The sequence below is a fragment of the Streptomyces sp. NPDC079141 genome (genome assembly GCF_040686775.1).
In the GTDB taxonomy this organism is placed as follows: Bacteria; Actinomycetota; Actinomycetes; order Streptomycetales; family Streptomycetaceae; genus Streptomyces.
Genome location: NZ_JBFBLP010000003.1, coordinates 574342 through 597994, shown reverse-complemented (window position 1 = coordinate 597994; position 23653 = coordinate 574342). Strand labels below are relative to the sequence as shown.

Sequence of the window (23653 nt, the reverse complement as noted above, 5' to 3'; positions counted from 1 at the left end):
ATCAGGGGCAACGGACAACGCGGAAGGGGTCAGTCCTTGACGGCACCCGCGGTCACACCGGCGGCGACGTAGCGCTGGGCGAGGACGAGGATGACCGCGGCGGGCAGCGAGGCCACGACGGCGGTGGCGGTGATGGCGTTCCACTGCTGGTTGTTGTTGCCGATGTAGTGGTAGATGCCGAGGGTGATCGGCTCGTGGGCGCCGCCGTTGACCAGCGTGCCGGCGAAGACGAAGTCGGACCAGGACCACAGGAAGGCGAACAGGGACACCGTGACGACGGCGTTGCGGCTCATCGGCAGGATGATCGCGGAGAAGGTGCGCAACGCGCCGGCGCCGTCGGTCTTCGCGGCCTGGAGCAGTTCGCCGGGGATGCCGGACATGAACGCGGTGAAGATGAGTACGGCGAAGGGGACGGCCAGGGTGGAGTCGGCGACGATCAGGCCGGGAACGGACTGGAGCAGGCCGAGTTGGAGGTAGATGGCGTAGAAGCCCATCGCCATGATGATGCCGGGGATCATCTGGGCGGCCAGCAGGACGAAGCTCAGGATGCCGCCGCCGCGCGGGCGCAGCTTGGCCAGCGCGTATCCGGCCGGGGCGGACAGGGCCACGGTCAGGACGACGGTTCCCAGGCCGATGACGAGACTGGTGCCGAGGTAGGGCAACTGCTCTTCGAGGACGGTGCGGTAGCCGTCCAGGGTGCCGTGGGTGGGCAGCAGGTCCGGTGGACTCTTGCGCATGTCCTGGTCGCGGGTGAGGGAGACGTTGAGCATCCAGTAGACCGGGAAGAGCATGATCGCGGTCAGCAGCAGACCGAGGGCCGTCTTCCACCCCGTACGGCTGGTGCTTCGGTTCATGACAGCGTCTGCTTTCGTTCGACACGGACGTAGACCAGGCCGAGGACGAGGGCGGCGACGACCAGCAGGTTGCCTACGGCCGCGCCCGGGCCGAAGGCGGGCAGCAGGTTGCCGAAGCCGAGCTGGTAGGACCAGGTGGCGAAGGTGGTCGACGAGTCCGCCGGGCCGCCCTTGGTCATGATCCAGATGATGTCGAAGACCTTGAGCGTGTAGATCAGCCCGAGCAGCAGCGTGATCGCGGAGACCGGGCGCAGCAGCGGGAAGGTGACGCGCCAGAAGCGCTGCCAGGCGTTGGCCCCGTCGAGCGCGGCCGCCTCGTACAGGCTCTTGGGGATGGACTGCAGACCGCTGTGGAGCACCACCAGATTGAAGGGCACGCCGATCCAGATGTTGGCGATGATCACCGAGGTCAGTGACCACGACGGTGAGGTCAGCCAGTTCACCGGTCCGATGCCGAGTATGCGCAGGGCGGCGTTGACGATGCCGGAGTCGCTGTTGAGCATCCACGACCAGGTGGAGGCCGACACGATCAGCGGCAGCAGCCAGGGCACCAGGAACAGGGCGCGCAGCGTCGCCGACAGCCGGAAGTGCTGGTTGAAGTAGACCGCGAGGGCCAGGCCGACGGCGTACTGGAAGACCAGGCACACGACAGTGAACACCACGGTGTGCAGCAGGGCCGGGGCGAAGGTCGGGTCGTCGAAGACGGTCCGGTAGTTCGCCAGTCCGGTGAAGGGCGCGTCGCCCTGGACGAAGGAGCGGACGGTGTAGTGGCGCAGGCTGAGGTCGAGGTTGCGGTACAGCGGATAGGCGTAGAAGAGGACGAGGTAGAGGGTCACCGGGGTGAGGAATGCCCAGGCGGCCCACTGCGGGGAGGCCGGGCGGCGGGCCGGGGCGGCCGGGGGTGGCGCGAGGAACGCCGGTCCGGGCCGGTGTTCCGGCGGACGGGTCGTCTGCTTCATCGGACCCACGTCACTTGACCGCGGCCTGCGCCGAAGTGAGCGCGTCCTCGGGCGACTTGGATCCGCTGAGGGCGGACTGGACGGCCTTCCACAACTGCTCGGAGATCCTGGGGTACTTGGTGCCCAGGTCGTCGCTGGTGCGTCCCTTGGCCGACTTGACGGCGTCGACCCACGGCTTCAACTCGGCGTTCGCGGCCACCTGTTTGTCCTGGACCTCGCCGGTGGGGGCCACGTAGGACAGCGTGGTGTCGGTGTCGTAGAGGTTGTCGGTGCTGGTCAGGCAGGTCGCCAGCTTCTGGGAGGTGGCGTGGCGGCCGGAGTCCTCCTGGATGGGGAGGGTGACGAACTCGCCGCCGGTCGGGGCGGCGGCGTTGCCGCCGTCGGCGCCGGGTATGGGCAGGACGCCGTACTCGAAGCCGGCCTCCTTGGCGCCGGCGAGCTGCCAGGTGCCGTTCTCCGCGAAGGCGTAGTCGCCGCTGGTGAACTCCTGCCAGCTGGTCGTCTGGGTGTTGTTGAGCACCGAGTTCGGGGCGTGGCCCTGTTGCAGCCAGTCCTTCCACAGGGTCAGGGCGGACACGGCCCGGTCGGAGTCGAGTGCGGTCAGCTCGGCGCCCGCGCCCCAGAACCACGGCAGGAACTGGAAGCTGCCCTCCTCCGTGCCGATCGCGGAGAAGGTGATGCCCTTCTTGCCCGCCTTCTTGACCTTCTCCAGCGCCGCCGTCAGCGATGCCCAGTCCTTGACCGAGGCGATGTCCACCCCGGCCTCCTTCAGCACCTCCTTGTTGTAGTAGAGGGCAAGGGTGTTGGCGCCGATCGGGGTGCCGTAGGTCTTGCCGCCCGACTGGCCGGCCGCGAGGAGGTTGGGGTCGACCTTGGAGGTGTCCAGCTTGTTCTCGTCGGTCGTGGTGAGCACGCCCGCCTCGGCCAGGGTCGACACCACCGGGTTGTCGACGACGAGGACGTCCGGGGAGTTGCCCTGCTGTGCCGCCAGCAGCGTCTTGTTGGCCAGGTCGCTGGTGTCGAAGCCGGTCCGCTCGACCTTGACGCCGGCCTCGGCGCCGCACTTGTCCAGCAGCTTCACCCACGCCGAGTCCTTGTCGAACTGCGGGTAGGGGTCCCAGATGCTGTACGTGCCGCTGCCGGCGCCCTCGGCGTCGGTGCTGCCCGAGTCGGAGGAGCAGGCGGTGGCGCTGACGGTCACGGCCAGGGCGGTCAGGGCTGCGGCGGCCAGACGGCGTTGTCCGGAGGAGTTGTTCATCGAGGTTCCCTTGTTCTGGGCATGAGGTCTTTGGCATACGGCTTTGGGCATGCCGCTTTTGGCGTGCGGCTTTTGGCGTGCGGCTTTTGACATGCGGGTGCCGTGGACATGGCAGTGCGGGCAGGGGCGGGCACGCCGAACAGCACCGGTGGCGCTTCAAGCGGTCGGCGGAAGGAAGAACAGGCGCGGGGGCTACCCGGCCGGTGCGGTCAGGACGACGCCATGGGCCCGGTGCTGGCCCGCAGTGAGATCGGCGGCGCGAGGAGATGGTGCCGGGGCTGGGCGTCGGGATGGTCGAGCCGCTCCACGAGCAGTTCGACGGCACGCCGGCCCATTTCCTCGGCCGGCACGTCGGCCGCGGTGAGCTGCGGGGTCACCGTCTCCGCCCAGCGGCCGGCCACGACCCCGGTGACGGAGAAGTCGCGCGGCACATGGCGGCCCGCCTGGGCGAGCCCTCGGTAGAGGCCGCCCAGAGCGGCCTCGTTGAGGGTGACCAGGGCCGTGGTCGCGGGATCGTCGTGCAGGATCCGTTCCACGCACGCCTGGCCCGAGGCGGCGTCGTCCCCGCAGCAGTACGTCCGCACCGTCAGCCCGCGCTCGGCGGCGGCCTTGGTGAAGCCGTCCAGGCCGCGGTGGGCGGACTCGTAACCCGCCCGCAGCAGTTGCTCGGGCCGGTTGACGAAGGCGACCCTGCGATGGCCGAGGTCGGCCAGGTGATGGACGCACGCCGCCGCCAGCGCGGTGTGGTCCAGGCCGACCCACCAGCCGCCCTCGGGGTGCGCGGTGCGGCCGATGGCGACGGCGGGAAAGTCCAGTGCGGCCAGGTGATCGACCCGGTCGTCCTCCAGTCTGATCTCCATCAGGATGGCGCCGTCGACCCGCCGCTCCCCCAACAGCCGCTGGAAGGAGCGGTCGCTGTCCACACCGCTCGGTGACAGCAGCACGTCGTAGTCGTAGGCCGCGGCGGCCTCCACCACGCTGCCGATGAAATCCAGCTGCATCCCCGTGTAGTGGTTCCCGGCCGGCGGGAAGACCAGACCGAGGGTGCTGGTGCGTCCATTGGCCAGGGCACGGGCACTGGCGCTGGGCCGGTAGCCCAGCTCGTCGACGACCTGCTGGATCTTCCGGCGCGTCTCCTGCGACACCGAGCGCTTGCCGCTCAGCGCGTAGGACACGGTGCTCCGCGAGACACCGGCCCGCTTGGCGATCTCACCGATGTTCACGGGAACTCCTTGCTCGAACCGGTTCGCTGTTCCGGGAGGAACATATCGCCGGTCGCGTGAGGCGGGGAACGGTGAAGAGGCGATCCCGATTGTCGAACCGGTTCGCATGAAGCGAAGGTAGGAACAGCCCGAGGGCCTGTCAACACCGTCGACCGCTTTTCCGGAACCCCGGTCAGAGGCCGAAAGACCGTCACGTCGAGGGGATTGCTGGCCCGGGGTCCCGGTGCTAGCTTCGCCGAACCGGTTCGATCAGCCACCCTTCCGGCCCATTGCGGGCCGACCTCGCGCAGCCCCTGCGGCTCACGGCTGCCACCCTCCCACCTGCGAACTTCCCTCACCTCCGCCTATCGCACCCGATCGAATCGGTTCGACACATGTCTGGGCCGCCCGCAACCCGCCGCTGAAGGCCCGTATCCCGCTACTGAAGGATTGAGGACGCAATCCATGCCATCCGCTGACAGATCCGCCCGGCGCCGCGCCCCGGTCGCCGTGGCCCTGACTCTCGGCGCGGGCCTGCTGGCCGCACCCGCCGTCCCCGCGCAGGCGGCCGAGGCGCCGCAGCCCGCCGCCCGGTACACCTTCGACATGGACGACTTCACCTCCGGCAAGATCGCCGACAGCTCCGGCAACGGCCTCACGGCGAGCCTGGTCAACAGCTCCACCGCCGGTTCCGTCGCGGGCACGGACGGCGGCCGGGCGCTGGCCCTGCCCGGCGGGGCACCCACCTCCGACGGCGCCTACGTCCGCCTGCCCCGCGAAGTACTCGGCGACGCAAGCGACTTGACCGTCTCCGCCCGCCTGAAGTGGAGCGGCGACACGTCGTCCTGGCAGCGCATCTTCGACCTGGGCACCGGCACCACCAAGTACCTCTTCACCACCCCCTCCAACGGCAACGAGGTGCTGCGCACCGCCCTGACCACCGGCGGAGGGGGAGCCGAAGCACAGGTCTCCGGGTACGCGCCACTGCCCGCGGACGCATGGCGGACGGTCACCGTCACCCTCGACACCTCCGCGCGCCGGCTCACCACCTACCTGGACGGCGTGCCGGTCTCCTCGGCCGAGACCACCGTCAAGGCCCGTGATCTGCTGGACAGTTCGGCCACGGCCGCCGGCTACATCGGCAAGTCCTTCTACCCGGACCCGCTGCTCAAGGGCGCGATCGACGACTTCACGGTGTGGCACACGGCGCTCAGCGCCGAGCAGGTGGCCGGACTGGTCCCGGCCGTGCCGACCGTCCAGGAGCTGTCGAGGACGGCCTTCGAGGTCCGTACGACGACCGGGACCGCCCCGTCCCTGCCCGGCGCCGTCCGTTCCTCCTTCTCCGACGGATACGACCGCGACACGCCGGTCACCTGGGACGCCGTACCGTCCGAGCGGTACGCCCGGCCGGGCACGTTCACCGTTGCGGGTACGGCGGCCGGGCGCGCGGTGAAGGCGACCGTCACCGTGGTCCGCGAGGGTGAGCTGACCGTCGACCTCGGCTCGGACACCGGCGCGTTCCACGGCGGCGCCTCCGGCACGCTCTACGGCGTGTACGGACCGGACGTCCCCACCAACAACCTCATCGAGGGCATGGGCCTGCGCACGGTGTCCACGAAGGCGCAGGACGGTCCGCAGCACCCCGGCGCCGACGCGCTGGAGGTGGTCGAGCCGCTGGCCGACTCCACCGACGGCGATGTGTACATCTACATGACCGACATCCACCGCGGCTTCCCGTACCAGTGGCCGGGCGACACTCCCGAGGAGAAGCTCAAGCTCTACAAGGGGAAGATCGCGGATCAGGTCGACCAGGTCCTGCGGCTGCCGGAGCGGTACCAGGACAACATCGTCTTCGTGCCGTTCAACGAGCCCGAGGGCAACATGTTCGGCACCGGCGAGTGGAGCTACAACAAGGTCAGTTGGCTGAGCGACCCCGACGACTACTTCGCCGCCTGGGACGACGTCCACAAGCTCATCAGGAGCAAGATGCCGGCCGCCCGCATAGCGGGCCCCAACACCAGCGTCCTGTACACCCAGGTGAAGGGCTTCCTCACCCACACCCTGGCCGCCGGCACCCTCCCGGACGTCATCACCTGGCACGAGCTCAGCCACCCGGAGGCGGTGCGCCAGAGTGTCGCCAAGTACCGCGCGTGGGAGAGGGAGTTGTTCAAGGGCACGGACCGGGAAGGCACCCAACTCCCCATCAACATCAACGAGTACGCCTTCAACTACCACACCTCCGTCCCCGGCCAGATGATCCAGTGGGTGTCCGCGATCGAGGAGTCCAAGGTGGACGCCGACATCGCGTACTGGAACATCGACGGCAACCTCTCCGACTCCGCGGTGCAGTCCAACCGCGGCAACGGCCAGTGGTGGCTGCTGAACTCCTACGCCTCGATGAGCGGGCACACGGTGCAGGTGACGCCGCCGTTCCCCGGCCAGAACTACACCATGCAGGGCGTGGCCACGCTCGATGCGTCCAAGCGGCAGGCCCGGCTGATCTTCGGCGGCTCCACCGGCAAGGGTCACATCACCTTCGCGGACGTCCCGAAGAACGTCTTCGGGGACCAAGTGCACGCCTGGGTCAGGGAGATCGACTGGAGCGGGCAGCTCGGCGACTCCTCCGGCCCGAAGCTGCTCGCCGAGCAGAACCTGAAGGTCGCTGACGACGGCACGGTGGTCGTCGACTTCGGCGAGGGCCGGCTGCCGGAACTCAGGGAATCCTCGGCCTACGAGATAGTCCTCAGCCCGGCCGGGGAGGCGAGGGGCACGCAGTCTCCGCCCGTGCGCTGGCAGGGATCGTACGAGGCGGAGGACGCCGCCCACACCGGGGCCGGTTACTCCAAGAACGGCCCGGAGGGCTCGCCGCGCGACGTCTCGAAGTTCTACACCTCCGGCGGCTACAACGTCGGCGGCCTGCGCACCGGTTCCGACGTCACGCTCGACTTCAGCGTGGACGTACCCGAGGACGGCACCTACGACCTGAGCGTCTTCGCCAACTCCCTCAACACCGTCGACCGGGTGAAGGAACAGGGCCCCACCAACGTCTACCTACGGGTGGACGGCGAGGCGGACAGCGAGCAGGAGCTGCACCTGCCGCTCGGCTACAAGTGGGTGGTGTGGGACCACGCCGACACCGAGGTACGGCTGACCAAGGGCAAACACACTCTGACGCTCGCCGCGAAGAGCCTCGACGGCAAGCGCGCCACCAAGGGCGACGCCATCGTGGACCGCCTCACCCTCTCCCTGCCCGAGGCATCAGCAGCGGCCCAGGTGTACGAGGGCGAACTGGCCTGGCTGAACGGCGGGGCACGGCCTGTCTACGACCTGCCCGAGCGGTCCGGCACCCCGGCCACCGGCTCGGGCGCGGCCCGGCTCGCCAAGGACCAGACCGCCACGTTCTGGGTCTACTCCCCCACCGACCGCGAGGCCACCCTCAAGGTCGACACGCTCGGCGCCGCGAACGCCCGGCTCGCCGTGAACGGACATGACGTCCTGCGCCTGGCCAAGGGCAAGCGCAGCGCGGCCGTCTCCCTCTCGGGCGGACTCAACAAGGTGACGGTGACCGGCAGTTCGTCCGCCACCCTCGTCGACCGTCTCACGGTCACGTTCACCGAGGGCACGCTCCCCACGCGAACCTACGAGGCGGGCGCCGCCGAACTCGCAGGCTCGGCCACGCTCTCCCCGCTGTCCCTGGCCACCGACGGTACGGCGATCACCGGCATCGGCGGTGACCCGGGCAACGGCAACACGGCGACGTTCACCGTCGAGGCCGACCGGACCGGCCTGCACGCGCTGCGCGTGCGCTACTCCAACCCCGAGCAGTCCGAGGCCACGCACTACAACCCGGACCCGCTCGTCCGCCACGCCGACATCACCGTGGGCGGCGGTGAGACGCGGCGCGTCAGCTTCCCGCACAGTTTCCACCAGAACAACTTCTGGGAACTGACCGTCCCGGTCCACCTCAAGAAGGGCCAGAACACCATCACCTTCCGCTCCGAGGAACTGCCGAACTTCGACGGCACCACATACGCCTCGGACACCTTCCCCGGCGTGCTGCTCCGCTCCCGCCAGGCGCCGTTGATCGACCGGATCGCTGTCGCGCCCTATGCGAGGGAGGTGCGAGAGGGATAGCCCGTCAGGCCGGGCGGGGCGCACGGCCCCGCCCGGCACCGGGTTCTGCTGTTCGATACGGCGCGTCTCCTTACGGCCGGGGGCAAGCCCCACCACCGATCCGGATGATCACCCCATCGCACCGACTCGCACTCCGCGGACATCGTGGGACGCACACCCGACACCAGGACCCTCACGATCCAGGAGGCATACATGATCAAGCACGGGCGTGCGCTGGCCGGCGTGTTCACCCTGGCCGTGGCGGCAGGTATCGCGGGGAGCGTACCGAACAACGCTGCCGCCGCCTCCGCCGCTCAGTCCGCAAAGGCCGTTGACCACACCCGGCTGCACGAACTCCTGGAGCGGCTCACCACGATCGACGGCGCACCCGGTGCGCTCGTCGAGGTGCGCGACCGGCGCGGCAGCACGGTGCTGACCAGCGGCGTCGGGAACGTGAAGAGCCACGCTCCGGTCCACCCCGACAGCAGGTTCCGGATCGGCAGCATGACCAAACCGTTCACGGCGACGGTCATGCTTCAGCTGGTCGGGGAGCGTCGCGTCGCCCTCGACGCACCGGTGGAACGCTATCTGCCCGGTGTCGTCCGCGGACACGGCAACGACGGACGGACGATCACCGTCCGTCAGCTGCTCCAACACACCAGCGGCCTGCCCGACTTCCTCGACCACTTCAATCCGCAGGAGATCCTCAAGGACCCGCTGGCCCACTACGACCCCCTCGACCTCGTGAACATCGCGCTCGCCCACCCCCCGACCTTTGAGCCCGGCACCGACTGGAGTTACTCCAACACCGGCTACCTGCTGGCCGGCCTGATCATCGAGAAGGTGACCGGCCACACGTACGGCGAGGAGATCAGCAAGCGCATCATCGAACCGCTGCACCTGCACGAGACGTATGTGCCGGGCGATGCCTCGGTGATCCCCGGACCGCACCCACGCGGGTACGTGCAGCCGGGCAAGGACGCGCCGCTCATGGACATCACGAGGATCAACCCCTCCGTCGGGGGCGCGGCGGGCGGCATGATCTCCAGCGGCACCGACGCCAACCGCTTCCTGGACGCGCTCGTACGCGGCAAGCTGCTGCGCCCGGCCCAGCTCCGGGACATGATGAACACCCGGCCCACCGGCGACTCGGACGGCCGGGCCTACGGCCTCGGCCTGGAGAGCAAGCCACTGCCCTGCGGCGGCCTCTACTGGGGGCACACCGGCGACTTCCTCGGCTACGAGACGGCGGGCGGCGCCACGGTCGGCGGCAGGCAGGCGACGGTCATGGTGAACCTCGGCCCGGGGAGTTCGGACGCGCAGAGCGACGACATCGAGGCCGCCGTGCAGACGGCGCTCTGCGAAGACCGGGCAGGTTAGTTGCGGCCGGCCATGACGCCGCCGTCGACGTCCCACACCGCGCCGGTGACCCAGTCGGTCCTGTCCGACAGCAGGAAGGCCACGGTGGCGGCCACGTCGTCGGGCGTGCCGGTCCGGCCGAGCGGGTGGAAGTCGTCGAAGCCGTCGAGGGCGGAGTCGACGTCCGACTTCGGGATGAACTCCTCGTAGATCGGGGTGCGTACGACGGCGGGGGCGACCGCGTTGACGCGGATGCCGGCCGAAGGCCTTGCCGTGGGTGGACAGGGCCGCCGCGGCCTCGTCGGCACCCGCCTTCGTGCGGCCGGTGACGACGGCGGTGCCACCGGCGTCGAGGACGTGGCGGGCGACGGCGTAGCCCATGCCGCTGGTGCCGCCGATGACGACGACCTTCTGGCCGGTGAAGTCGAGGGTGGTGCTGGACATTTGGTGCTCCTGCGAGGGAGTGGGATGGTCAGGCGTAGGGGTTGCAGACGAGATAGCCGTCGACGCGGCTGAGCCAGTCCGCTTCCGGGTCGGGCGGCAGCGCGTGGCCGAGGTTCTCGGCACGGACCTCGCTGATCCACTGGTCGTGCTGGTACTCGTGGTTGATCAGCGCGGTCAGCAAGTGGCCGGCGACGATGGTCAGTTGGGTGGGGGCGCCGACCTTTCCGGCGGCGATGTCACCGATGCGGGCGTGGACGCGTTCGGCGACGGTGTCGCGGAACACGCCGAGCCGTTCGACGGTCGGCAGTGCGCCGCGGAACTTCTCCGGGTTCGCCGAGTCCATGAGGCCATCCAGTTCCGGATCGGGGCTGGGCTCGGCCGCGGTGAGGTTGCGGATCATGAAGTGGGCGACGTGGGCCTGGTGGCCGAGATGCCAGCCGATGGCGCTGGAGTTCTCGTGCGGGCGCCAGGTCACCTCGTCCGGGGTGAGGTCCTTCCACAGCTCGTCGGTGTAGGTGCGGGCCCGGTCGTACTCACGGAGCAGTGCTTCGAGTTCGTACATGAGCACTCAGACCGCGTCGTAGACGCGCACCTCGGGTGCCGCCTTCAGCAACGGGGACAGACCGCCGACCACATCGCGGGTGAACAGCTCGCTCGCCAGGAACGACTGCTTGTACTTCTCGTACACCCCTGCGGCCGCGACCCGGTTGACCGGGTCCACCTGAAGGGTGATCTGAAGATACGCCATGGTTATGCCTCACTCATTCGGCGGGGAGGGGCGAAGCGGTGGACGCCCCGACGTGCCTGCCAAGTTAGGCACTCCGAGTGGACTCCGGTAGAGGATCTCGCTGAATCCGGCTATAAGCGATGCGTATGGCTAGCGGGCTGCCGCGAGGCTGTCGGCGAGGCGGAGCAGGTCCGGCCCGAGCGGAGAGTCGGCGCTCCACACGGCTTCGAAGGAGATCTGCACCTCACGGCCCTGGTTCATCAGCGGCCGGTGGGGCACGTCGGGCGAGGTGAGCTTGGAGCGCGGGACCATGGCCGAGCCCAGGCCCAGCCTGGTCCAGTCCTCCAGGACCTGGTAGCTGGCGGCCTCGCCGGGATAGGCGCGCAGCGGCAGCTCGTTCGCCTGGAAGAGCTGCGTGGTGAACGTGGTCAGACCGCAGGTGTCCGGAACGAGGATGAACTGCTCCTGGCCGGCCTCCTCCAGTTCCAGGGGCGCACTCTCTTCGGTTTCGGGACTGACGACGACGATCGGCTCGACGTCGATGACCCGGTGCTCGAAGCGCGGCATCGCCGCCACGGCCGGGATCAGGATGATGTCGAGCCGGCCGGCCAGCAGGCATTCGCGCAGGTCATACATGTTCGCCTCGCGCAGCACGAGGTCGCGGGGCACGGGCAGGTCCTGGACCCTGCCGAACGCCCGGGCGACCAGGTGGGAGCCGATCAGCGGCGAGAGGCCCATACGGACCTTCTGCTCGCCGGGCTCCTTCAGCCGCCGCGCCTCGGCCGCGACGGCGTCGAGCGCGCCCAGCGCCCGCTCGATCAGCGGCAGGATCCGGGCGCCGAAGGCGGTCTGTGTGACACCGCGCGGCGACCGGTCGAACAGCTTGTCACCGAGCCGCTCCTCCAGCTTGGCGATCCCGTTCGACAGGGCGGGCTGTGTGACCCCGTACGCCCGCGCGGCGGCGCTGAACGACTTGGTCTCCGCGACCGCCTGCGCGTACCGGAGCCCTTCGGGATTCAGGCGATCGCTCATAGCCATGGCTTATAACTCCATTCACCGACGTCCCCTACCAGGCTGTTCTTGCTCTGCCTACGGTGGGGAACCTGCTCATTCAGCATAACCAGCAGCTATAAGCATCATCCTGTTCGGAATGGAAAATGCACCATGACAGACACCGCCGTGACCATGGTCGTGACCGAGCCCAGAGGCCCTCTGCACCCCGCCACGGCCGAGACGACCTCGCCGCCCACCGGGTGGGTCCGCGTGTCCGTCACCGCGAGCGGCGTGTGCAACGCCGACATCGGAACGGCCGCCGCCACCGGTCGGGGCACCTCCTTCCCGGTCACCCCGGGGCACGAGGTCGGGGGCGTCATCGCCGAGATCGGCGAGCAGGTCGAGGGCTGGGCGGTCGGCGACCGCGTGGCCGTCGGATGGTTCGGCGGCAGCTGCGGCCACTGCGACTTCTGCCGGGCGGGCGACGTCGTGCACTGCCCCGAACGCAAGGTGCCCGGCCTGTCCTACCCGGGCGGCTGGGCCCAGAGCATCACCGTCCCGGCCGACGCGCTCGTACGCGTCCCCGACGAGCTCGACCTCTTCGACGCGGCCGTGTTCGGCTGCGCGGGCGTGACGACCTTCAACGCCGTGCGCAAGGCCGGCATCCGCGCCGGCGGACGGGTCGCCGTCTTCGGCATCGGCGGCCTGGGACACCTCGCCGTACAGTTCGCGGCCGGGCTCGGCTACGAGACCGTCGCCATCGCCCGCGGCGGCGACCGCGAGAAGCTCGCCCGCGACCTCGGCGCCCACCACTACATCGACAGCGACGCCCAGGCCCCCGGAGCAGCCCTCAAGGCACTCGGCGGCGCCGACCTCATCGTCTACACCGCCTCCTCCACGACCCCCGTCGACGAACTGCTCACCGGCCTGAACGTGCACGGGCAGCTCACACTCGTCGGCGTCGACGCCGGATCCGTGACCGTCCCGGCGGCCCGGCTCGTCATGAACGGCCACACCCTCACCGGACACCTCACCGGCAGCGCCCGCGAGACGGAGGAGGCGATGGCGTTCGCCGTCACCAACGGCGTACGGCCCATGATCGAGCGCATGCCGTTGGAGCGGGCCGGCGAGGCCGTCACCCGGCTGCAGTCCGGAGCTCCGCGCTTCCGCATCGTCCTGGACACCACGGACGGCCGGTGACCCGCGGGCACACCCCGCAGCCGTACCCCGAACACCGGGCCTCGGCCTGACCAGAAAGGAAAGCCCCACATGTCCCACGGGGACAGCCACGACGTGATCGTGATTGGCGCCGGCGCCTCAGGACTGGCCGCGGCCACCGCTCTGCACGCCGCGGGCCGCGACACCGTCTGCCTGGAGGCCCGCGACCGCATCGGCGGACGCCTGCTGTCCGCCGACCCCGAGCAGGCCCTCGACCTGGGCGCCACCTGGTTCTGGGACGGCGAGGAACGCGTACGGACCCTGGCCGCGACCAGCGGCATCGAGACCTTCGACCAGCACCTCGCCGGCGACACCATGTTCCAGGACACCACCGGCGTACGCCGCCTCACCGGCAACCTGCTCGATGCCCCCTCCCACCGTTTCGCCACCGGATCCCAGAGCATCGCCACCGCCCTCGCCGCCGCACTACCCGCCGAGCACCTGCGACTGAACACGCCCGTCACCGCCATCCACCCCAACCGCCAGGGCGGCCTTGAGGTGCGCACCCCGACCGGCACTCTCCACGCCGAGCACGTCATCGTGGCCCTCCCCCCGGCCCTGGCCATGGAGCGCATCGACTTCGCCGACGCACTCCCCGCCGACCTCGTGCGCCTCGCCCGCTCCACACCGGTCTGGATGGGGGCCGTCGCCAAGGTCGTGGCCCAATACCCTTCCGCCTTCTGGCGCGAGGCGGGACTGGCCGGAGCCGCGTTCAGCCGGACCGGCCCGCTCCAGGAGATCCACGACATGTCCGGGCCCGACGGCGAGCCAGCCGCCCTCTTCGGCTTCGCACACGCGCGCACCGTCCGCCCGGGCTTCGAGCAGGCCGTCACCACACAACTCGCCCAGCTCTTCGGCCCGGCCGCCGCCACCCCGGACGCCCTGCACGTGCAGAACTGGAGCGCCGAACGGTGGACCTCCCCGTCCACCGTCCAGCACCTCGCCGACTACTCGCTCTTCGGCCACCCCTCGTATCTCCAACCGGCCCTCGACGGCCGCCTGTACTGGGCGTCCACCGAGACGGCCACCGACCACGCCGGTCACATCGAGGGCGCGCTGGCGGCAGGAGAGCGAGCAGCGCAGGCGGTACTGGCAGCGCACGGCGCCCCGAGCAACCGCGGCACCACCGTGGCCACCCCGAGCCGATAGCGGGCGCCCCTCCTGTGGGCATGGTGGCCCCACGCATAGCCGCGCCCCGAACTATGTTGCCCCACCACATGTGCCCCTGACGTGCGACTTCCTACCGTGTGCCAGCACGTACCCGTCCCCACCGCACACGAGGAAGTGGCGAACATGGCCTCCGCAGCATCCGCTCCCCCAACGCCAGGCAACCTGAAGCGCATCGTCGCCGCCAGCCTCATCGGCACCACCATCGAGTGGTACGACTTCTTCCTCTACGGCTCCGCAGCCGCGCTCGTCTTCAACAAGCTGTTCTTCCCGAACTCCGACCCGCTCGTCGGCACCCTGCTGTCCTTCCTGACGTACGCCGTCGGTTTCGCCGCCCGCCCGCTGGGCGCCCTCGTCTTCGGGCACTACGGCGACCGGCTCGGGCGCAAGAAGCTGCTGGTGCTGAGCCTGCTGCTGATGGGCGGGGCCACGTTCGCCATCGGTCTGCTGCCGACGCACGCGACGATCGGCACGGCCGCTCCCGTGCTGCTGACCGTGCTGCGGCTGGTGCAGGGCTTTGCGCTCGGTGGTGAGTGGGGCGGGGCCGTGCTGCTGGTGTCCGAGCACGGGGACGCGCGGCGACGCGGTTTCTGGGCCTCGTGGCCGCAGACCGGCGCGCCCGCGGGCCAGTTGCTCGCGACCGGTGTGCTGTCGCTGCTCACGGCGGTGCTCTCGGAGAGCGCCTTCAACAGCTGGGGCTGGCGCATCCCCTTCCTGCTCTCGGGCGTGCTGGTGATCGTCGGTTTGTGGATTCGTCTGTCTGTCGATGAATCGCCCGTCTTCAAGCAGGCGTTGGCGCAGGCGGAGGCCCGCAAGTCCGATGCGGCGGCGGCCACCGAGAAGATCCCGCTCGTGTCCGTGCTGCGCCACCACTGGCGTGACGTGCTGGTGGCGATGGGCGCGCGCATGGCCGAGAACATCAGCTACTACGTCATCACCGCGTTCATCCTCGTCTACGCCGTCAGCGCGGCCGACGTCTCCAAGCAGACCGCGCTCAACGCCGTACTCATCGCCTCGGCCATCCACTTCGCGGTCATACCGGGCTGGGGCGCGCTGTCCGACCGGGTCGGGCGCCGTCCCGTCTACCTGCTCGGCGCGGCCGGTGTGGGCCTGTGGATGTTCCCGTTCTTCGCCCTGATCGACACCGGAAGCTTCGGCAACCTGGTCCTCGCGGTGACCGTGGGCCTGGTCCTGCACGGGGCGATGTACGCGCCCCAGGCCGCCTTCTTCTCCGAGATGTTCGCCACCCGCATGCGCTACTCCGGCGCCTCCATCGGCGCCCAGTTCGCGTCGGTGGCGGCGGGCGCCCCGGCCCCCCTGATCGCCACCGCCCTGCTCAACAGCCACGGCAACTCCACGTGGATCTCCATCTACGTCATCGCCGCGGCCGTGGTGACGCTGATTGCGGTCGGCGTGGCCAAGGAGACCCGTAACCGGGACCTGTCCGACATCGAGTCCCTGCCCGAGGACGAGGAGCCGGCCACGGCCCGCACGGCGGACGCCCGCTCCCTCTGACCCCGCCCCTTCGCAGCCGGCCCCCGTGCGTCCGTGCGTACGGGGGTCAGCGCGTCGGCGGCGCCGACAACCGGTGCAGTCGCAGCGCGAGTTGGATCTCCAGGGCGCGGGCCGGGCTCTGCCAGTCGTCGCCGAGGAGGCGGCCGACGCGTTCCAGGCGCTGGGCGACCGTGTTCACGTGGACGTGCAGGTCGTCCTTGGTGCGGGCCGGGCTCATCCCGCAGGCGAAGTAGGCGTCGAGGGTGCGCACCAGATCGGTGCCGCGGCGCTCGTCGTAGGTGACGACCGGGCCGATGGTGCGCTCGACGAAGCCGGTGATGTCCCGGTCGCCGGCCAGCAGGAGTCCGACGAAGCCGAAGTCCTCGGCCGCGGCGCCATCTCCGCAGCGGCCGAGCAGCCGTAGGGCGTCGAGGCAGCGCTGGCCCTCTTCGTAGGCGGCGGCGACGGTGTCCGGGTGGGCGGCGAGGTTCTCCACGGGGGCGGAGGCGCCGACGGTGACCGCTTCGTGGACGGCGGTGCCCAGCTGGTGGGCGGTGCGGCGGGCCAGGTCGGTGGCGGTGTCGCCGTGTTCCAGGGGCAGCAGCAGGACGGTGCCGCCGTCCCTGGCGGCGGCCAGGCCGTGCCGGGTGGCCGCCAGATGGGACGCGGCCGACCACAGGCGCCGCCGGGCGGCGGCCTCCTGGTCGGCGTCGGCCACGGGGCCCTCCAGGCGGGCGGCGAGGACGACGTGGGTGGCGTCGAGGTCGGCGTCCAGCCGGGCGGCGCGCTCGCGCAGCAGGCGCGGGTCGCGGTCCCGGGCGTCCAGCAGGTCGTCCAGCAGCTCGCCGCGCACGCGCTGTTCGGCCTCGGAGGCGGAGCGCCGGGCGAGCAGCAGCAGCGAGGTGACCATGGCGGCGCGCTCCAGGGTGCGCTGGTCGACGGGGTCGAGTCCGGGGTGGCCGCGCAGCACGAGGGCGCCGAGGAGTTCGCCGCCGGCGGCCACGGCGGCGATCCAGTCGTCCTGGTGCCGTACGGCGTGTCCGTCGGCGCGCGAGGTCTCCACCGCGTCGGCCGGGGCGGACTCGGTGAACTCGACGGTGCCGTCGAGGACTTCGGAGACGGCGGCGGCCACGTCGTGCACCCCGCCGCCGCGCAGCACCAGCTCGGCCAGCCGGTCATGGACGTCGGAGGCGCGCTCGATGACGCCGCTGCGGTCCTGGATGATCTCGTTGGCGCGTTCCAGGTCGGCGAGGGCCGAGCGGGTCTCGGTGAGCAGGTTCGCGGTGTCGATGGCGGCGGCGGCCAGGGCGGCGAAGGAGCCGAGCAGTGCGATCTGCTCCCGCTCGAAGACCCTGGCCCGCCGGTCGGCCGCGAACAGCACGCCGATGACGTGGTGGCCCAGCATCAGGGGCACCCCGCAGATGGCCACCAGTCCCTCGTCCCGGACCCCGGCGTCGATGCTGCGGGTGTGCTGGAAGCGGTCGTCGTGGAAGTAGTCGTCGGTGACGTAGGGGCGGGCCGTCTGGGCGACCAGGCCGCCGAGCCCCTCCCCCAGGCCGAGCCGCAGCTGCTGGAAGCGCGCGGCGACCGAGCCCTCGGTGACCCGCATGTACGTGTCGCCGCGCGCCGGGTCGTTCAGGCTGAGGTAGGCGACATCGGTGCCGAGCAGCGAACGGGCGCGCTGCACGATCGCCTGCAGGACGGCGTCGAGGTCCCTGAGGCCGGCCAGGTCGTGGGCCGTCTCGAAGAGGGCGGACAGCTCCGCCTCGCGCCTGCGCCGTCCCTCCAGTTCGGAGCGCACGCGCAGGGCGAGCCGCTTGGCGGACTCCAGCGCGGCGAGCCGGTCGGCGGGCTGCCCTTCGGCGCGGGCGAGCAGCTGCGGCTGCTCGTAGGCGTCGGCGGAGGCACCCCGGGCCAGCAGCTCCAGGAACGGCGCCTCCGCGCCGCCGCCCGGCGCTGCGGCAGCGGCGGCGGAGCGTTCGGCGGGCTGGACGTGATCGCGAGACATGCTCACAGGATTCCTCATGGCACGACCGTCCGGTCAGCCCCTGTGGACAACTCGGGGGGCCGAGGGCCGGCTGCGGTTCAGTGCGCGGTCCAGCCGCCGTCGAGGACGAGCGAGGTGCCGGTCACGAAGGAGGCCTGCGGACTGCACAGGTAGGCGACGGCCTCGGCGACCTCGTCGGGTTCGATGAGCCGTTTGAGGGCGCTGTCCTTGAGCAGTACGTCGGTCAGGACGCGCTCCTCGGGGATTCCGTGCACCTGGGCCTGGTCGGCGATCTGCTTCTCGACCAGGGGGGTGCGCACATAGGCGGCGCACACACAGTTCGAGGTGACGCCATGGGGTGCGCCCTCCAGGGCGGCGGTCTTGGAGAGTCCTTCCAGGCCGTGCTTGGCGGACACATAGGCCGACTTGTAGGCCGAGGCGCGCAGGCCGTGGACCGAGGAGATGTTGACGATGCGGCCCCAGCCCTGGCCGTACATGTGGGGCAGGGCGCCGCGGATGAGCCGGAACGGGGCCTCCAGCATCACGGTGAGCATCGTGTGGAAGACGTCGGGCGGGAACTCCTCCAGCGGGCGCACCAGTTGCATCCCGGCGTTGTTGACCAGGACGTCGGTGCCGGCCGCGGCGAGCTCGGTGGCGTCCAGGTCGGTGAGGTCGAGGGCGTGGGGCTCGACGGCGCCCGCGAGGCCGCGGGCCTGCTCGACGAGCGCCTCCAGGCCCGCGGCGTCCCGGTCGACGGCTCTGACCTTGGCCCCGGCGGCGGCGAGCCGCAGGACGCAGGCGCTGCCGATGCCACCGGCGGCGCCGGTGACGAGGGCGGTGCGGCCGCCGAGGTCGGGCGTGGGGGCGTGGGAGCCCGGGAGGGCGCTGGGCGGGGTCATGCCCCGACCCTAGGCAGCGCTCCCGCCTCGCCCCATGTGGTCAGAGCCCATACTTCATTCGGGAGTCGTGGGCTCGAACCATGTGGGTTCATCGGACAGGGCCTGTTTGATCCGGAACTGCTGGCCTGCGCTCATCGGGGGCATGGCGTCCACCTCGAACCAGCCCACTTCCAGGGATTCGTCGTCGTTCACGCGCGCCTCGCCGCCGACGGCCCGGCAGCGGAAGGTGATGTCCATGAACTGGCACTTGTCGCCGTTGGGGTAGGCGATCTCTTTCCCGGACCGGATGAGGACCACCCGCTCGACGACGCAGTGCACTCCCGTCTCCTCGTACACCTCCCGGACGGCGGCCGCGGCGGGCTGCTCACCGGGGTCCGGGATGCCCGAGATCACCGTCCACTTGTGGTTGTCCGCGCGCTGCCCGAGCAGCACCCGCCCCGCGTCGTCGAGGACGACGGCGCTGACTCCGGGCAGCCACAGGAGCTGCTGCCCGGCGGCGGCCCGGATCGTACGAATGAAGTCAGGAGTAGGCATGCCCCCGACCCTAACGGGCCGGTGTTTCCTGCCTCTTGCGCCTGCCCGCCCCGATCGCCCAGCCCAGTCCGCCCGCGGCGACCAGCACCAGGGCCATCTCGGGCAGGATGCCCAGCCGCGTGGCGGGGGTCTGCGAGGAGCGCAGCGGCACTTCCTGCACCAGGGAGTCGGCCACGAACATGCCGGTCTTCTGGGTGATCGTCCCGTCCGGCATGATGATCGCGCTGACTCCGCTGGTCACCGGCACCGTGACGGTACGGCTGTGCTCGACGGCACGGACCCGGGACATGGCGAGCTGCTGGTAGGTCATCTCGCTGCGGTCGAAGGTGGCGTTGTTGCTCGGCACGGAGATCATCTGCGCGCCGTCGGTGACGGTGTCGCGCACCGCCCAGTCGAAGGCGGCCTCGTAGCAGGTGGCGAGGCCGACCTTGGTGCCGTCGATGGTGAACACGCCGGGCTTGCTGCCGCGGCTGAAGTCCTGGCGGACCATCGAGGTCCAGTCCGAGTTGATCGCCCCGATGAGGGAACGCAGCGGCAGGTACTCGCCGAACGGCTGGATCTGCCGCTTGTCGTACGTCTGGAGCGGGCCCTTGACCGGGTCCCACAGGATCTGCTCGTTGAGCAGCTTGCCGTCGCGCTCCACGACACCGCCCACGGAGATCGGCACGCCGATCGCCTTGGCCGCCGTGTCGATGACCTGGCGCGCGTCGGGGTTGGCGAAGGGGTCGATGTCGGAGGAGTTCTCCGGCCACAGCACGAAGTCGGGCTTGGCGACCTTCCCTGCCTTGACCTCGGCGGCAAGGCGCTCGGTCTCGCGCGCGTGGTAGTCGAGCACGGCCCGGCGCTGGGCGTTGAACTCCAGCCCCGCGCGCGGCACGTTGCCCTGGATGACCGCCACGGCCACGGTGCCGTTCTCGGCCTTGTCGCTCACCAGCGGCCGGGCGGCCAGGGCGCCGACCACGGGGACCGCCACGCTGAGCAGGGCGACGGCCGCGGCGGAGCGCTGCACGGCCCGGGTGCGCCGCCGTTCGACGGCGAGGCGCACCACCTCGTAGAGGCCGAAGCCGCACAGGACGACGGCGAAGCCCAGGACGGGTGTGCCGCCCACCGCGGCGAGCGGGAGGAAGACGCCGTCGGCCTGGCCGAAGGCGATCTTGCCCCAGGGGAAGCCGCTGAACGGCGCACGCGCGCGTGCCGCCTCCATCGCGATCCACAGGGCCGCCGCCCACACGGGCCCGCCCGGCAGCTTCGACATCGCGGCGGCGCCCGCGCCGAACAGCGCGACGAAGACCGCCTCGATCACGACCAGCGCGAGCCAGGGTCCGGGGCCCACCTCCACGCCCGTCCACACCAGCAGTGGCAGCAGGAAGCCCAGGCCGAAGAGGTAGCCGAGGCCGAGGCCCGCCTTCCAGGTGCGGCCGCGCAGTACCCAGCCGAAGCCCGCGAAGGCCGGCAGGGCCAGCCACCACAGGGTGCGCGGCGGGAAGCTGACGTAGAGCAGCACTCCGGAGAGCGCCGCGGTGAGAGCCGGTACCAGGCGCACGAGTCGCGCCCCGCGCAGGGCGGGCGCGAGCGGCTTCACCTGGTCCGACTCGTCCACGGAGGTTGCGGTGACGGTCACTCCGGGAGTGTACGGCGGCAGGATGAGAGGCCGACAGCGCGGCCCCCTGGGCCGGGGGCGGTCCGCGGCGCCCCCACCTGCCGCATCGTTCCTGCGCAATACGTCCACAAACCGCCCATCAGCCGTTACGGTGTGCCGGAGCATGTGTCGTACGAGCCGGTCGGGGCTGGGCGGGAAGGGGTCCCGCGCAGGTCGGGGGCGACCGGGTTTCGGGGGTCGGGGTGGGTGCCACGGGGATGACGTCTGTGTCCGGTCCAACGGACGAAAGCGACAGACGAAACGTTTCTGATACGGCGGGCGTCGTAGTGCTCGGCGCCTGTGCGAGCTGGGCCCTGATCACCGCCGGGGTGCGGGACGGGCGCCCCGAGGGCGTGCTGCTGGCCCTCCTGGCCGTGGCCGCCGGTTATGCCGCGGGCCGGATCTGCGGGGCTCTGCTGCCGGTCGCCGCGCCCTGTGCGGCGGCCGTGGCCGGCGTGGGCCTGGCCGTCTCCTTCCCCCATCTCGCCCCGGGCCCGCAGTTGGACGCGCCGCTCGGCCACGCCGGGGCCATGGCCGCCCTGCTCACCCTGGCCACGGGCGCCGCCTGCTGCGCCGCCTGGGCCGCCTCCGCGCCCGCGCTGCGGCTGGCCCTGCGCACGCTGGCCGCCGGGGTCGTGGTGAGCGCGGCCGTCCTCGGTTCGACCACGGGTTTCGTCGTGTGCTCCGTGGTGCTGCTGTGCTCCCTCGCCGCCGGCCGGATGCACAGCCGCGGCCTGGGCATCGCGGGCCTGGCCCTGGCCACAGCCCTGGTGACCGGTCTGGCCTGGGCGGTCGCCGGAGCCGCGGTGCCCGACGGGCTGTCCTCGTCGCTGGAGGGCCAGCTGACCCGGCACCGTCTTCAGCTGTGGCACGACGCCCTGCACCTGGCCCGGCAGGACGCCGCCCTGGGCGTGGGCCCGGGGCGCTTCGGCGAGCTCAGCACCACGGCGACCAGCACCCTGCTGTCCGACGGCAAGCCGCATTCGGCGCCGTTGCAGCAGGCGGCCGAGCAGGGTGTCGTGGGGGTGGCCCTGCTGGCGGCGGCCTTCTGCTGGGTGCTGTACGCGCTGTGGCGCGCACCCCGCCCGACGCCCGTCGCGCTCACCGCGGGCGCGGCACTGACCGGGCTCGCGGCGATCGCCACGGTCGGCAACGCGCTCAGTTTCACCACGGTGTCGGTGGGCGCGGGCCTGCTGGCCGGGCTGGCCACGGCCCGCCCGCTGGCCGACGAGTCACCCGCGCCCGAGTGGCAGGCACGAACTCGCGGCGACCGGCTGGCTCCGTGACCTCAGTGCGCCGTACCGGACGAGCTCTCCGGCTCGGTGATGTCAGTGCGCCGTACCGGGCGTGCCCGCGCGCAGCCGGTCCCTGATGACGCGCACCGCGGCCTCGGCGTCGTCGATGGTGATGGTGAACGTGTGGCCGTCCCACAGCCGCAGCACGATTCCCTCGCCGCGGCGTACGACGACGGCGGTGCCCTTCTCGGGCCGCCAGCGGTAGCCCCAGCCGCCCCACTGGCGCGGGGTGACGACGGGGGCGAAGTCGGCGCCCGCGACATGCGACAGGGGGATGCGGCGGCGCGGGACGCCCATGTGCCCGCAGCGCACTTCGAGGGACTCCTTGTCGACCTTCAGGGCGACGTGCACGAAGGCGAGCGTGCCGAAGAGCACCAGCAGCCCGGCCGCGATGCAGCCGACGACGGCCATGGCGAGCGGGGCGACGCCGGACGTCCAGGCGGAGTCGACGGCCAGCTCGATACCGAGCGCCATGCAGGCGGCGCCGACGAGCGCCAGCAGCCACTGGATCCGGTTCGTGGCGCGCCCGGTCCAGACGTCGGGATGCGGCGTCTGCTCGCCGTGGGGGTGGTCCCTCATGGCTATGAGCGTACTCAGGTTTCGCTGTGCGGGTACCGCGTTGCACAGGGTGACTGGGCCGACCGGGCCCGGCCGACCGAAAACGTCCGTCAGGTCACCGGGCGGGGGCGGCGGCCCCCAGCAGCCGCCCCTCCTCGTAGGTCAGGGCGGCCTCGGGCAGGGCGCCCTCGCGTCCGCTCAGCAGCACCGTCACGGTGCCGTCGGGGTCGGCCTCGGGTGCGGGCAGCTCGCCGATCCGGCGCAGCGCCTGGGCCGCGACCGCTCCCGCGGAGCCGTGCAGGACGAGCGGCGGGCGGCCGGGGCGCTGCACGGCGGCGCGGATGCGTTCGACGACCAGTTCGTAGTGCGTACAGCCCAGGACAACGGTGGTCACGTCGTCGGGGGTCAGGGCGGCGGCCGCGGCCACGGCGGCGTCGATGGCGTCCTCGTCGGCGTGCTCCACGGCCTCGGCGAGACCGTGGCACGGCACCTCGGTGGCGGACACGCCGTCGGCGAACTGCTCGATGAGTCCGCGCTGGTAGGGGCTGCCGGTGGTGGCGGGCGTCGCCCAGATCGCGAAGGGGCCGCCGCCGGCCGCGGCCGGCTTGATCGCCGGGACCGTGCCGATCACCGGGACGGCGGGTTCCAGCCGGGCGCGCAGGGCGGGCAGGGCGTGCACGGTCGCGGTGTTGCAGCCGACGATCAAGGCGTCGGGCCGGCGGGCGGCGGCGGCCTCGGCGACGGCCACCGCGCGCGCGGTGAGGTCCTCGGGGGTGCGCGGGCCCCAGGGCATGCCGTCCGGGTCGAGGGAGAGAACGAGATCTGCGTCGGGTCGCAGTCGTCGTACCGCGGCGGTGGCCGCCAACAAGCCGATTCCGGAGTCCATCAGCGCGATCTTCACCCGGCCACGATAGACGATGGCCCCTTGTGGGCCCCTTCCGTGGGGCAGACTG

General features: G+C 71.2%; 19 protein-coding genes and 1 pseudogene. 6 read left to right on the top strand and 14 right to left on the bottom strand.

Annotated elements, in window-relative coordinates; all coding sequences use genetic code 11:
• Positions 1-29: 29 nt before the first annotated feature.
• The 4 genes from AB0Q90_RS12385 to AB0Q90_RS12370 all read right to left on the bottom strand — a co-directional run bounded on the left by AB0Q90_RS12385 (position 30) and on the right by AB0Q90_RS12370 (position 4294).
• Positions 30-854 carry a carbohydrate ABC transporter permease gene (locus AB0Q90_RS12385; protein WP_363160645.1) on the bottom strand — a complete coding sequence of 275 codons (825 nt, stop codon included), beginning with the start codon at positions 852-854 and terminating at the stop codon, positions 30-32.
• Complete coding sequence (locus AB0Q90_RS12380) at positions 851-1813, bottom strand: sugar ABC transporter permease (protein WP_363160644.1); 963 nt, start codon at positions 1811-1813, stop codon at positions 851-853. Before AB0Q90_RS12380 ends, AB0Q90_RS12385 begins: the two co-directional genes overlap by 4 nt.
• Positions 1814-1823: 10 nt before the next feature.
• On the bottom strand, positions 1824-3071 hold the full coding sequence (locus AB0Q90_RS12375; protein WP_363160643.1) for a sugar ABC transporter substrate-binding protein: 1248 nt from the start codon (positions 3069-3071) through the stop codon (positions 1824-1826).
• 209 nt (positions 3072-3280) lie between these two features.
• A complete protein-coding gene (locus AB0Q90_RS12370) occupies positions 3281-4294 on the bottom strand; it encodes a LacI family DNA-binding transcriptional regulator (RefSeq protein WP_363160642.1) in 1014 nt (337 codons plus the stop codon).
• Positions 4295-4738: 444 nt separating this feature from the next.
• Between AB0Q90_RS12370 and AB0Q90_RS12365 the strand changes: the two genes are divergently transcribed.
• Positions 4739-8407 carry a LamG-like jellyroll fold domain-containing protein gene (locus AB0Q90_RS12365; protein WP_363160641.1) on the top strand — a complete coding sequence of 1223 codons (3669 nt, stop codon included), beginning with the start codon at positions 4739-4741 and terminating at the stop codon, positions 8405-8407.
• A 192-nt stretch (positions 8408-8599) separates the two neighbouring features.
• On the top strand, positions 8600-9766 hold the full coding sequence (locus tag AB0Q90_RS12360; protein WP_363160640.1) for a serine hydrolase domain-containing protein: 1167 nt from the start codon (positions 8600-8602) through the stop codon (positions 9764-9766).
• Here AB0Q90_RS12360 and AB0Q90_RS12355 read toward each other — a convergent pair.
• From AB0Q90_RS12355 to AB0Q90_RS12340, 4 genes and pseudogenes are all read right to left on the bottom strand, one after another.
• Positions 9763-10189, bottom strand: a pseudogene (locus tag AB0Q90_RS12355) (SDR family oxidoreductase). The gene AB0Q90_RS12360 and the pseudogene AB0Q90_RS12355 overlap by 4 nt on opposite strands.
• A 28-nt stretch (positions 10190-10217) precedes the next feature.
• Positions 10218-10751 carry a DinB family protein gene (locus tag AB0Q90_RS12350; protein WP_363160639.1) on the bottom strand — a complete coding sequence of 178 codons (534 nt, stop codon included), beginning with the start codon at positions 10749-10751 and terminating at the stop codon, positions 10218-10220.
• A gap of 6 nt (positions 10752-10757) precedes the next feature.
• Positions 10758-10937: a hypothetical protein gene (locus AB0Q90_RS12345; protein ID WP_363160638.1), complete on the bottom strand. Its 180-nt coding sequence runs from the start codon at positions 10935-10937 to the stop codon at positions 10758-10760.
• 129 nt (positions 10938-11066) lie between these two features.
• A complete protein-coding gene (locus tag AB0Q90_RS12340) occupies positions 11067-11948 on the bottom strand; it encodes a LysR family transcriptional regulator (RefSeq protein WP_363160637.1) in 882 nt (293 codons plus the stop codon).
• 132 nt (positions 11949-12080) lie between these two features.
• Here AB0Q90_RS12340 and AB0Q90_RS12335 point away from each other — a divergent pair, with 132 nt between their 5' ends.
• From AB0Q90_RS12335 to AB0Q90_RS12325, 3 genes are all read left to right on the top strand, one after another.
• Complete coding sequence (locus AB0Q90_RS12335) at positions 12081-13109, top strand: alcohol dehydrogenase catalytic domain-containing protein (protein WP_363160636.1); 1029 nt, start codon at positions 12081-12083, stop codon at positions 13107-13109.
• Between the two features lie 69 nt (positions 13110-13178).
• On the top strand, positions 13179-14276 hold the full coding sequence (locus tag AB0Q90_RS12330; protein WP_363160635.1) for an FAD-dependent oxidoreductase: 1098 nt from the start codon (positions 13179-13181) through the stop codon (positions 14274-14276).
• Positions 14277-14420: 144 nt separating this feature from the next.
• Complete coding sequence (locus AB0Q90_RS12325; RefSeq protein WP_363160634.1) at positions 14421-15809, top strand: MFS transporter; 1389 nt, start codon at positions 14421-14423, stop codon at positions 15807-15809.
• 46 nt (positions 15810-15855) lie between these two features.
• On the opposite strand, the gene AB0Q90_RS12320 is transcribed toward AB0Q90_RS12325, so the two are convergent.
• From AB0Q90_RS12320 to lnt, 4 genes are all read right to left on the bottom strand, one after another.
• A complete protein-coding gene (locus AB0Q90_RS12320; RefSeq protein ID WP_363160633.1) occupies positions 15856-17796 on the bottom strand; it encodes a GAF domain-containing protein in 1941 nt (646 codons plus the stop codon).
• 77 nt (positions 17797-17873) lie between these two features.
• Positions 17874-18674 (bottom strand): 3-hydroxybutyrate dehydrogenase, encoded by an 801-nt coding sequence (locus AB0Q90_RS12315; RefSeq protein WP_363160632.1) that lies wholly within the window; start codon positions 18672-18674, stop codon positions 17874-17876.
• A gap of 54 nt (positions 18675-18728) precedes the next feature.
• Positions 18729-19208: an NUDIX domain-containing protein gene (locus AB0Q90_RS12310; protein ID WP_363160631.1), complete on the bottom strand. Its 480-nt coding sequence runs from the start codon at positions 19206-19208 to the stop codon at positions 18729-18731.
• 10 nt (positions 19209-19218) lie between these two features.
• Positions 19219-20829, bottom strand: coding sequence for an apolipoprotein N-acyltransferase (gene lnt, locus AB0Q90_RS12305; RefSeq protein WP_363160630.1), 1611 nt, complete (start codon positions 20827-20829; stop codon positions 19219-19221).
• 236 nt (positions 20830-21065) lie between these two features.
• On the opposite strand from lnt, the gene AB0Q90_RS12300 reads away from it, so the two are divergent.
• Positions 21066-22133 (top strand): O-antigen ligase family protein, encoded by a 1068-nt coding sequence (locus AB0Q90_RS12300; protein ID WP_363160629.1) that lies wholly within the window; start codon positions 21066-21068, stop codon positions 22131-22133.
• A 42-nt stretch (positions 22134-22175) separates the two neighbouring features.
• On the opposite strand, the gene AB0Q90_RS12295 is transcribed toward AB0Q90_RS12300, so the two are convergent.
• Together AB0Q90_RS12295 and AB0Q90_RS12290 are read right to left on the bottom strand one after the other, a co-directional pair.
• Positions 22176-22721, bottom strand: a complete 546-nt coding sequence (locus AB0Q90_RS12295; RefSeq protein ID WP_363160628.1) for a hypothetical protein — start codon at positions 22719-22721, stop codon at positions 22176-22178.
• Positions 22722-22815: 94 nt separating this feature from the next.
• Positions 22816-23601 (bottom strand): aspartate/glutamate racemase family protein, encoded by a 786-nt coding sequence (locus AB0Q90_RS12290; protein WP_363160627.1) that lies wholly within the window; start codon positions 23599-23601, stop codon positions 22816-22818.
• Between the last annotated feature and the right edge of the window lie 52 nt (positions 23602-23653).